The organism is Enterobacter cloacae complex sp. SHL001, assembly GCF_049236825.1.
Classification (GTDB): Bacteria; Pseudomonadota; Gammaproteobacteria; order Enterobacterales; family Enterobacteriaceae; genus Enterobacter; species Enterobacter hormaechei_C.
Map to the genome: position 1 here is coordinate 392,800 of NZ_JBMKIP010000005.1, position 10,528 is coordinate 403,327.

Below are 10,528 nucleotides of genomic sequence, written 5' to 3' on the forward strand. Positions count from 1 at the left end.
CTTTTTTATTCCACCCCCGAAGCTGAAACCTTACAGGCTTTCAGTAAAGGTACGCGCGATAACGTCGCGCTGCTGTTCCGGGGTCAGAGAGTTGAAACGCACCGCATAGCCAGACACACGGATGGTCAGCTGCGGGTATTTTTCCGGGTGCTCAACGGCATCCATCAGCGTTTCGCGACGCAGGACGTTAACGTTCAGGTGCTGACCGCCTTCCACGCGTACTTCTGGTTGCACTTGCATTGGAATTTCACGGTATTCAATTTCGCCCAGTTTGCTCACCGGAACGATTTCGTCTTCCGCAAAACCTGCTTTCGCTACTACACAGCGCGCTTCGTTTTTCTCGCTGTCCAGCAGCCAGAAAGAGTTCAGCAGATCGTCATTTGCAGCTTTAGTAATCTGGATACCTGTAATCATGTGTTGCCTCCCTTAGGCTACATTAACTGATGCTGGCCTTTTGCGGCCAATTGGTAAAACCATTGTTTGTTGTGTGTATATATAACATTCAGACCCGGGTGATTTATTGATTTAAATCAACAAAACCACCAACCACACAAAGAGTGTGGTCTGTATTTTTTGTTTTAGATCAATTTTAAAGGTTTACCAATTCAACTTATCCTGCCTGGTTTTCAACATAAATTGAGACACTTAGCCTGCTTTTCCGCGGGTAATTTTGCTCATTGGGGTTTAGCAGGTAAGCTAGACACAGAATGAGATTCGCAGGAGAGCGAGATGACAACACCTTTAACCTGGCATGACGTGCTGGCAGAAGAGAAGCAGCAGCCCTATTTTATTAACACCCTCAGTACCGTTGCGGCTGAACGGCAGGCCGGCCAGACAATTTATCCGCCGCAGAAAGATGTGTTTAACGCCTTCCGCTACACCGAACTGAGTGATGTAAAGGTGGTTATCCTGGGGCAGGATCCGTACCACGGCCCCGGGCAGGCTCACGGACTGGCATTTTCCGTGCGTCCGGGCGTGGCCATCCCCCCTTCTCTGCTGAATATGTATAAAGAGCTGGAAGGAACGATTCCTGGTTTCACCCGCCCTAATCACGGTTATCTGGAAAGCTGGGCGCGCCAGGGCGTGCTGTTGCTGAATACCGTATTAACCGTCCGGGCGGGTCAGGCACACTCCCACGCCAGTCTGGGATGGGAAACCTTTACCGATAAGGTTATCAGCCTGATCAATGAGCATCGTGAAGGCGTCGTGTTTTTACTCTGGGGTTCGCATGCCCAAAAGAAAGGGGCGATTATCGATCGTCAGCGTCATCACGTGCTGAAGGCACCGCATCCGTCGCCGCTGTCTGCGCATCGCGGTTTCTTTGGCAGTAATCATTTTGTTCTGACGAATGAGTGGCTGGAAAAGCGTGGCGAAAAGCCGATTGACTGGATGCCTGTGTTACCCGCAGAGAGCGAGTAGGGTTTGAATGTGCCGGGTCAGGCCCGGCACATCAAAGGCTTATGCCTTGTTCTGACGCCACCATTCCGCCAGCAGCACGCCGGTCGCAACGGATACGTTCAGGCTTTCAACGTTGCCAGTGCCGTCGATAGAGACGCTCAGGTCAGCGCTGGAGAGTGCCGCATCAGACAGACCATCACGCTCCTGACCTAACACCAGCACCATTTTGCGCGGCAACGTCGCTTTAAACAGCGGCGTAGCGGCACGGCTTGAGGTGGTGACAATGGTGTAGCCCGCTTTACGGAATTGCTCCAGGGCTTCCAGCACGCTGTCGCCGGTGATCGGCTGAACATGCTCTGCACCGCCTTCCGCAGTACGAATCGCCGCACCGGATTCCAGCAGCGCGGCATCCTGCAACAGAACGCCTTTCACGCCAAAGTGCGCGCAGCTACGCATCATAGCGCCCAGGTTATGCGGGTTACCCACATCTTCCAGCGCCAGCACGCAGTCATCGGCATCCGCCTGGCTAACCCACTGCTGCACGGTAGTGCCGTTACGTTTTTTGATCAGGAAGCAGACGCCGCCGTGGTGTTCTGTACCGGACGCTTTTGTCAGCTCGGCATCGTCAACCACGTGGTAGGCTTTGCGGTTCGCCGCCATCCAGCGCAGCGCTTCTTTGAAGCGCGGGGTCACGCTCTGAATAAACCATGCACGAACGATACACTCCGGGCGGCTCTGGAACAGGGCCTGACAGGCGTTCTCACCGTAGACACGGGTCTCTTCCGCACGCTGACGACGCAACACTTCCGGATCGATAAAGCTTTTTCCGCTGATACCGCCGTGATCGGCTTTTTCGGTCGCCTCTTCACCGGGCGCGCGAGAAACGGTACGCCATGGCGATCCACCGTCACGGACAACATCATCGCGTTTGCGATCGTCACGCTTACGGTCATCACGTTTGCGGTCATCGCCGCGGTTATTTCTGTCATCGCGGGCGGGGCGACGGCCACCGTCTGCACGAGAAGACGCCGGACGCCCGCCACCTTTTCCGGTACGCGGATTTTGGGTGCGTTTATCAGAGTCATCATCACTGCGGACATACATCACTTTGACCTTGCCGCTTTTGTTTTTCATTTCGTCGTTCATGCTTTTCTCCACCAGCGCTGCGCGAAGCGCGCAGATTACCCGATGTGCAAGCTCATAGCCATAATTTCGTACAAAAGCCTGTGACTATTGTTCCCATTGAATAAAACGCATTGTCGTTTCATACAAGCTCACTGATAATATGTAACATATCAGAAACATTATCGGCGTTCTGCCGTTGTTCCACGGCTCTATCAGAGGTTAGTTATGAATACCGTATGTGCCAACTGTCAGGCTGTAAACCGCATTCCGGACGACCGGATGGATGACGGTGCGAAATGCGGGCGTTGTGGCCACGAATTATTTGATGGCGATGTCATTAACGCGACGGGTGCTACGCTGGACAAACTCCTCAAGGACGATCTGCCTGTTGTGGTCGATTTCTGGGCACCGTGGTGCGGCCCCTGCCGTAACTTTGCGCCCATCTTCGAAGACGTGGCTGAAGAGCGCAGCGGGAAAATGCGTTTTGTCAAAGTGAATACCGAAGCGGAACGTGAACTCAGCGCCCGTTTTCGCATTCGCAGCATTCCAACCATTATGATTTTCAAAAATGGTGAAGTGATCGATATGCTCAATGGTGCAGTACCGAAAGCGCCTTTCGACAGCTGGTTAAACGAATCCCTGTAACATTCACGGGGCATACCTTGTGCCCCGTTCTCTCCTCTGCGAAAATGGGGTTTTTCCTGCCTTTTCGCCCATGACTGATAACGCTGTACTTCAATTACGCGCCGAGCGCCTTGCGCGCGCCACCCGCCCTTTTTTGGCCCGAGGCAATCGTATTCGCCGCTGCCAGCGCTGCCTTTTACCGCTGAAAGTGTGTCTGTGCGAAACGCTTGCACCGAGCGAGGCGAAAAGCCGCTTTTGTCTGGTCATGTTCGATACCGAACCGATGAAGCCCAGCAACACGGGGCGTTTGATCGCCGATATTCTGCCCAACACCGCAGCGTTTCAGTGGTCGCGCACTGAGCCACCTCAGACTCTGCTCGACCTGGTGGCAAGCCCGGACTATCAGCCCATGGTCGTTTTCCCGGCATCATATGCAGGCGAACAACGTCAGGTGCTTACGGCGCCACCATCCGGTAAGCCGCCGCTGTTTATTATGCTCGACGGCACCTGGACCGAGGCGAGAAAGATGTTTCGCAAAAGCCCTTACCTTGATGCGCTGCCGGTGATTTCCGTCGATCTGTCGCGCGTTTCGGCCTATCGCTTGCGTGAAGCGCATGCCGACGGTCAATATTGCACCGCTGAAGTCGCTATTGCGCTACTGGATCTGGCGGGCGATACCCAGGCGGCCGGCGCGCTGGGCTCCCACTTCTCCTGCTTCCGTGAACGTTATCTTGCGGGAAAAACCGTTCATAAGGGTAGCGTCACAGCAACAGAGACAGAAAGCGTTTAAAATCATCAGGTCGCTTGCATTCACGGGAGGCCTGCATGAGCCAGAGAGGGTTAGAAGCGCTACTCCGTCCGAAATCCATTGCCGTTATTGGCGCCTCGATGAAACCGGACCGCGCAGGGTATCTGATGATGCGTAACCTGCTGGCTGGCGGGTTTAACGGCCCGGTCATGCCCGTTACGCCCGCTTATAAAGCGGTACAGGGGGTACTGGCGTGGCCGAATGTGCAGAGCCTGCCTTTCGTTCCCGACCTCGCCGTGCTCTGTACACATGCGAAACGAAACCTCGAACTGCTTGAGTCGCTCGGTCAGAAAGGCTGTAAAACCTGCATTATTCTTTCCTCGCCTCCTGAACAGCAGCCCGAACTGCTGGTCTGCGCCAGCCGCTACCAGATGCGCATTCTTGGTCCAAACAGCCTCGGCCTGCTTGCGCCCTGGCAAGGGCTGAATGCCAGTTTTTCCCCGGTTCCGATCCGTAAAGGCAAACTGGCCTTTATTTCGCAGTCGGCTGCGGTATCCAATACCATCCTCGACTGGGCGCAGCAGCGTGAGATGGGCTTTTCCTACTTCATCGCTTTGGGTGACAGCCTGGACATTGACGTCGATGAGCTGCTGGATTTCCTGGCGCGTGACAGCAAAACCAGCGCTATCCTGCTCTACCTTGAACACCTGAGCGACGCCCGTCGTTTTGTGTCGGCGTCGCGTAGCGCATCGCGAAATAAACCGATACTGGTCATCAAAAGCGGGCGCAGCCCCGCGGCTCAGCGCCTGCTACATTCCCGTTCCGGGATGGATCCCGCATGGGATGCAGCGATCCAGCGCGCCGGTTTACTGCGGGTACAGGATACGCACGAGCTTTTTTCCGCCGTCGAAACGTTAAGCCACATGCGCCCCCTGCGCGGTGAAAAGTTGATGATTGTCAGCAACGGTGCCGCTCCCGCCGCCCTGGCGCTGGACGAGCTCTGGCTACGCAACGGCAAGCTGGCCACTCTGGGTGAAGAGACGCTACAGCGCCTGCGGGACGCGTTACCGGGAAGCGTTGTTCCCGATAATCCCCTCGATTTGCGCGATGATGCCAGCAGCGATCGTTACATTAAGGCGATCACGATTTTGCTCGATAGCCAGGACTTTGATGCACTGATGATTATCCATTCGCCCAGCGCGGTTGCGCCAGGCAGCGAAAGTGCGCGTGCGCTGATTGAGGCAGTCCGAAAACATCCCCGCGGCAAATACGTTACCCTGCTGACCAACTGGTGCGGCGAGTTCTCCTCCCAGGAGGCACGGCGTCTGTTTAGTGAAGCCGGGTTGCCAACCTACCGTACCCCGGAGGGCACCATTACCGCGTTTATGCATATGGTTGAATACCGCCGCAACCAGAAGCAGCTGCGTGAAACGCCTGCCCTGCCGGGCAATCTCACCGCAAATTCAGTGGATGTGCACAGGCTTTTGCAGCAGGCCATCGAAGAGGGCGCCACTTCTCTTGATACACATGAGGTACAACCCATTCTTGGCAGCTATGGGATGCAAACCCTGCCCACCTGGATTGCCGGCGACAGCGCTGAGGCGGTACATATCGCTGAGCAGATTGGTTATCCGGTCGCGCTGAAGCTGCGCTCTCCCGATATTCCGCACAAATCGGATGTGCAGGGCGTCATGCTGTATCTGCGCACCGCGACAGAAGTACAACAGGCCGCGGATGCCATTATCGATCGCGTAAAAATGACGTGGCCACAGGCCCGGATCCACGGCCTGCTGGTGCAGAGCATGGCCAACCGTGCAGGTGCGCAGGAGCTGCGCGTGGTTGTCGAACACGATCCGGTTTTTGGTCCGCTCATTATGCTGGGTGAAGGCGGCGTTGAGTGGCGGCCAGAAGAACAGGCGGTTGTCGCGCTTCCTCCTCTAAACATGAACCTGGCGCGTTATTTGATTATTCAGGCCATCAAAAGCAAAAAAATCCGCGGGAGAAGCGCTCTGCGGCCGCTTGATATCGCCGGATTAAGCCAGTTTCTGGTGAAGGTCTCCAACCTCATTGTTGACTGTGCGGAGATCCAGCGCCTGGATATCCACCCCCTTCTTGCCTCCGGAAATGAATTTACCGCGCTGGACGTGACGCTGGATATTGCGCCCTTTATCGGTGATCGGGAAAGCCGTCTCGCCATTCGTCCTTATCCTCTTCATCTGGAAGAGTGGGTGGAGATGAAAAATGGGGAACGGGCGCTGTTTCGCCCTATCCTGCCGGAAGACGAGCCGCTGCTGCGGGCGTTCATCTCGCAGGTGACGAAGGAAGATTTGTACTATCGCTATTTCAGCGAAATCAATGAATTTACCCACGACGATTTAGCCAATATGACCCAGATCGACTACGATCGAGAAATGGCGATTGTGGCGGTCCGCCGTTCCGGAGCGGGAGAGGAGATCCTCGGCGTGACGCGTGCCATTTCCGACCCGGATAACGTGGATGCGGAGTTTGCCGTACTGGTGCGTTCCGATCTTAAGGGTTTGGGGTTGGGCAGACGGCTGCTCGAAAAACTCATTGGTTATACGCGCGATCACGGATTGTCACGCCTGAATGGCATTACTATGCCAAACAATCGGGGTATGGTGACCCTGGCGCGGAAGCTCGGTTTTGACGTTGATATCCAGCTGGATGAAGGCATTGTCTCTCTGTCCCTCAGCCTGATTTCGACGGATAAACAAGAGTAAGCTGCTGGAAATGTTACCCACTTTTCGCGGCACTGGGGTATCATTGTCCGCTTATGTTGTTTGCCTGGTACAGACAACCCTTCAATGAACAGAGAAGAAACGCACTGTGATGTTGTCAAAATTTAAGCGTAATAAACATCAACAACACCTTGCTCAACTACCGAAGATTTCTCAGTCAGTTGATGATGTAGAGTTCTTTTATGCTCCCGCTCATTTCCGGGAGACGCTTCTGGAAAAGATTGCCAGCGCTACGCGACGTATTTGCATTGTGGCGCTCTATCTTGAACAAGATGAAGGTGGGCGTGCGATCCTGAACGCGCTCTATGAAGCGAAACGTCAGCGTCCAGAACTGGATGTTCGCGTGCTGGTTGACTGGCACCGTGCTCAGCGCGGCCGTATTGGTGCGGCTGCCTCGAATACCAATGCTGACTGGTATTGCCGCACGGCCCAGGAAAATCCGGGTATTGATATCCCGGTGTATGGCGTACCGGTGAATACCCGTGAAGCGCTTGGCGTTCTTCATTTTAAAGGATTTATCATTGATGACAGCGTCCTTTATAGCGGTGCCAGCCTGAATGATGTGTATCTCCATCAGCTCGATAAATACCGTTACGATCGCTACCATCTGATCCGCAATCCGCAGATGGCCGACATCATGTTCAACTGGGTTGATAAAAACCTGGTTCATGGCCGGGGTGTGCATCGTCTTGACGATCCTCATCGTCCGAAAAGCCCGGAAATCAAAAACGACGTTCGCTCCTTCCGCCAGGAACTGCGCGATGCGGTTTATCGTTTTCAGGGGGATGCCAGTAATGAAGAACTGTCCGTTACGCCTCTGGTAGGCCTGGGAAAATCCAGCCTGCTGAACAAGACCATCTTCCATTTGATGCCGTGCGCGGAGCATAAGCTCACCATCTGTACCCCGTACTTCAACCTTCCCGCCGTTCTGGTGCGTAATATCATTCAGCTGCTGCGTGATGGTAAAAAGGTGGAAATTATTGTCGGGGATAAAACGGCAAATGACTTTTTCATTCCGGAAGATCAACCTTTCAAGATCATCGGCGCACTGCCTTATCTCTATGAGATTAACCTGCGCCGCTTCCTGAGCCGTTTACAGTACTATGTGAACACGGACCAGCTGGTTGTGCGTCTCTGGAAAGATGAAGACAACAGCTATCACCTCAAAGGAATGTGGGTGGATGATGAGTGGATGCTGCTGACCGGTAATAATCTCAACCCACGCGCCTGGCGTCTGGATCTGGAAAACGCCATCCTTATTCACGATCCTCAGCATGCGTTAGCCGCGAAACGCGATCGTGAGCTGGAGCTTATACGCACGCATAGTACAGTGGTTCGTCATTATCGCGATCTGCAAAGCATCGCTGATTATCCGGTGAAAGTTCGCAAGCTGATTCGCCGTCTACGTCGGATCCGTATCGACCGCCTCATCAGCCGCATTCTGTAATACACGAGCCCTGTCATCGACGGGGCTTTTTTATGGAGTCTGTTAATGCGTACGCCTTTCCTGATAATCCCTCTTTTCCTGACCGGTTGCAGCCATATGGCTAATGATAACTGGTCGGGTCAGGATAAAGCTCAACACTTTCTGGCGTCTGCAATGTTGTCCGCTGCGGGTAATGAATATGCGCTGCACCAGGGTTATAGCCGGGATCGAAGTGCCACAATGGGGCTGATGTTCTCCATCAGCCTGGGGGCATCAAAAGAACTTTGGGATAGCCGCCCCTCGGGAAGCGGCTGGAGCTGGAAAGATTTTGCCTGGGACGTAGCCGGGGCAACAACCGGCTACGCCGTCTGGCAGATGGCGCATTATTAAAGGCGGATCCCTTTTCCTTTACGATGCAGCATCAGGGAGACAATAAACGCCAGCGCCCCCATGATGGTGACATACCAGAAAAAGGTCGATTCACTGCCCCATGACTTAAGGGATAGCGCGACATACTCTGCCGAACCGCCGAACAGGGCGTTAGCGACCGCATAAGAGAGGCCTACGCCCAGCGCCCTCACCTGTGCGGGAAACATTTCTGCTTTCAAAATGCCACTGATTGCCGTGTAAAAACTAATAATAATAAGTGCCACCATAATCAAAGCGAAAGCGGCATACGGAGAGGTTGTATGCTGTAGCGCCGTCAAAAGCGGAACAGTCCCCAGGGTGAGCATGCCACCAAAGATCAGCATGGAGGTGCGGCGACCTATTTTGTCCGACAGCGCGCCAACAATCGGCTGGATGAGCATAAAGACCAGTAACGCCACCGTCATGACGACACTCGCAACGTTAGCATGCATGCCCGTGGTGTTGACCAGATATTTTTGCATATAGGTGGTGAAGGTATAGAAGCTTAGCGAGCCTGCGGCGGTAAAGCCTAATACCATCAAAAACGCTTTGCGGTTTCGCCACAGCCCTTTCATCGAACCGGCTTCTTTCAGCGCCCTGACCTCCTGCTGGGAGGTTTCATCAAGCTGACGGCGTAACCACAGCGCCACAACCGCCAGGGCAGCCCCCAGGGCAAACGGGATGCGCCAGCCCCAGGCGCGTAAATCTTCATCGCTAAGGATTTGTTGAAGGATCACCACAACCAGTAACGCCAGCAGCTGACCGCCAATGAGGGTTACATACTGGAATGATGCATAGAAACCTTTGCGCCCTTCAACAGCTACTTCGCTCATGTATGTCGCGCTGGTGCCATATTCGCCACCCACTGACAGCCCCTGGAACAGGCGTGCCAGCAGCAACAACGCCGGTGCCCATGTTCCGATAGTGTCATATCCGGGCAGGCAGGCAATCACCAGCGAGCCGACGCACATCATGCACACGGAGATGAGCATGGATGTCTTGCGCCCTTTCCTGTCCGCGATCCTGCCGAACAGCCATCCGCCAATGGGACGCATCAGGAACCCGGCGGCAAAAACGCCTGCGGTTTGCAGAAGCTGCGTTGTGGTGTTCCCTGACGGGAAGAAGATATGTGCAAAGTAGAGTGAACAAAATGAATAGACGTAAAAATCAAACCACTCTACAAGGTTCCCCGATGAAGCTCCAACGATTGCCCAAACCCGACGGCGAGTATCCTTGCCTGCTAAACTTGTGTTATCCGTATCTGCACTGGCTACGGTTTCTGTCATTTTAAAATCCCCTGTCTCACATTGCGGGCCATTGCCCACAAACAGTAAAACCGGATTTAAAACGAATCGTTAGGTAAATAAAATGTTTCCAATATGTTTCATTGGATTTTGTGAACTCGATCAGGTATCGAATTATTAGCGGACGTAGTAATTATCCCCACGCTTGCTGGTGAGCCTTTTTTCGCTGCAAATAATCTTCATCAGCACGAATTTTATCCCACCACGTTTTGAACACCGCAGCGGCTTCTGCTTTTACTGGATCGTGATCGAGGGGTTTGACCTGGCGCTTCTCATCATACTTTTTACCGCCTTTATGATTGGCGTATCGCCGGGCACGGGTGTATCCCATCTGTATGAATTTACGCGCCATATCCATGCCGACAAAATCGTTTTTCCTGCGGTATTCTTCAAAAAGGGCGTAGATCTCTTCTGCCGAACGCGCTGCGACTTCAGCATTTTTATAACGCCAGTGCGGCAGGATTTCGCTTTTATAAGGCTCGACCATCAATACGCCCTGCTCACCCCGGCCAACCTGATACCATTCGGGATGTTCGCGAAAATTAATATTGGCAAAATCTTGTTGATAATCAAAGGGACGAGTCAAAGCGGCACCATTGTTAAAATTGTTTTAACAATTGTAGGCCGGATAAGGGGAAGCCGCCATCCGGCATGTTTTCTACGTACAAAGCAAAAAACCCCGCACCTTACGGTACGGGGTTCTTCTTAATTGATGCCTGGCAGTTCCCTACTCTCA

10 protein-coding genes are annotated in these 10,528 nt (G+C 53.7%); 6 read left to right on the forward strand and 4 right to left on the reverse strand.

Going from position 1 to position 10,528, the window contains the following annotated elements:
* Window positions 1-30 precede the first annotated feature (30 nt).
* The gene (gene grcA, locus ACOTYH_RS16380) at window positions 31-414 is read right to left on the reverse strand and encodes an autonomous glycyl radical cofactor GrcA (RefSeq protein WP_003860727.1); all 384 of its coding nucleotides are present in this window, start codon (window positions 412-414) and stop codon (window positions 31-33) included.
* Between the two features lie 315 nt (window positions 415-729).
* On the opposite strand from grcA, the gene ung reads away from it, so the two are divergent.
* The gene (gene ung / locus ACOTYH_RS16385; protein WP_003860729.1) at window positions 730-1,419 is read left to right on the forward strand and encodes a uracil-DNA glycosylase; all 690 of its coding nucleotides are present in this window, start codon (window positions 730-732) and stop codon (window positions 1,417-1,419) included.
* A gap of 39 nt (window positions 1,420-1,458) precedes the next feature.
* Here the strand turns inward: ung and ACOTYH_RS16390 are convergent, their stop codons facing one another.
* Window positions 1,459-2,544 carry a tRNA/rRNA methyltransferase gene (locus tag ACOTYH_RS16390; protein ID WP_017383555.1) on the reverse strand — a complete coding sequence of 362 codons (1,086 nt, stop codon included), beginning with the start codon at window positions 2,542-2,544 and terminating at the stop codon, window positions 1,459-1,461.
* 204 nt (window positions 2,545-2,748) lie between these two features.
* Between ACOTYH_RS16390 and trxC the strand changes: the two genes are divergently transcribed.
* From trxC to ACOTYH_RS16415, 5 genes are all read left to right on the forward strand, one after another.
* Window positions 2,749-3,168, forward strand: a complete 420-nt coding sequence (gene trxC / locus ACOTYH_RS16395) for a thioredoxin TrxC (protein ID WP_032649129.1) — start codon at window positions 2,749-2,751, stop codon at window positions 3,166-3,168.
* A 70-nt stretch (window positions 3,169-3,238) separates the two neighbouring features.
* The gene (gene tapT, locus ACOTYH_RS16400) at window positions 3,239-3,937 is read left to right on the forward strand and encodes a tRNA-uridine aminocarboxypropyltransferase (RefSeq protein ID WP_047732548.1); all 699 of its coding nucleotides are present in this window, start codon (window positions 3,239-3,241) and stop codon (window positions 3,935-3,937) included.
* A 35-nt stretch (window positions 3,938-3,972) separates the two neighbouring features.
* Window positions 3,973-6,636, forward strand: a complete 2,664-nt coding sequence (locus tag ACOTYH_RS16405; RefSeq protein ID WP_047741465.1) for a bifunctional acetate--CoA ligase family protein/GNAT family N-acetyltransferase — start codon at window positions 3,973-3,975, stop codon at window positions 6,634-6,636.
* A 109-nt stretch (window positions 6,637-6,745) separates the two neighbouring features.
* The gene (pssA, locus tag ACOTYH_RS16410; protein WP_421637831.1) at window positions 6,746-8,101 is read left to right on the forward strand and encodes a CDP-diacylglycerol--serine O-phosphatidyltransferase; all 1,356 of its coding nucleotides are present in this window, start codon (window positions 6,746-6,748) and stop codon (window positions 8,099-8,101) included.
* A gap of 45 nt (window positions 8,102-8,146) precedes the next feature.
* Window positions 8,147-8,470 (forward strand): YfiM family lipoprotein, encoded by a 324-nt coding sequence (locus tag ACOTYH_RS16415; protein ID WP_003860739.1) that lies wholly within the window; start codon window positions 8,147-8,149, stop codon window positions 8,468-8,470.
* Here the strand turns inward: ACOTYH_RS16415 and ACOTYH_RS16420 are convergent.
* Together ACOTYH_RS16420 and ACOTYH_RS16425 are read right to left on the reverse strand one after the other, a co-directional pair.
* Window positions 8,467-9,774: an MFS family transporter gene (locus ACOTYH_RS16420; RefSeq protein WP_017383558.1), complete on the reverse strand. Its 1,308-nt coding sequence runs from the start codon at window positions 9,772-9,774 to the stop codon at window positions 8,467-8,469. The genes ACOTYH_RS16415 and ACOTYH_RS16420 overlap by 4 nt on opposite strands.
* Window positions 9,775-9,925: 151 nt before the next feature.
* A complete protein-coding gene (locus ACOTYH_RS16425; RefSeq protein ID WP_039270055.1) occupies window positions 9,926-10,378 on the reverse strand; it encodes a DUF4385 domain-containing protein in 453 nt (150 codons plus the stop codon).
* Window positions 10,379-10,528: the final 150 nt, after the last annotated feature.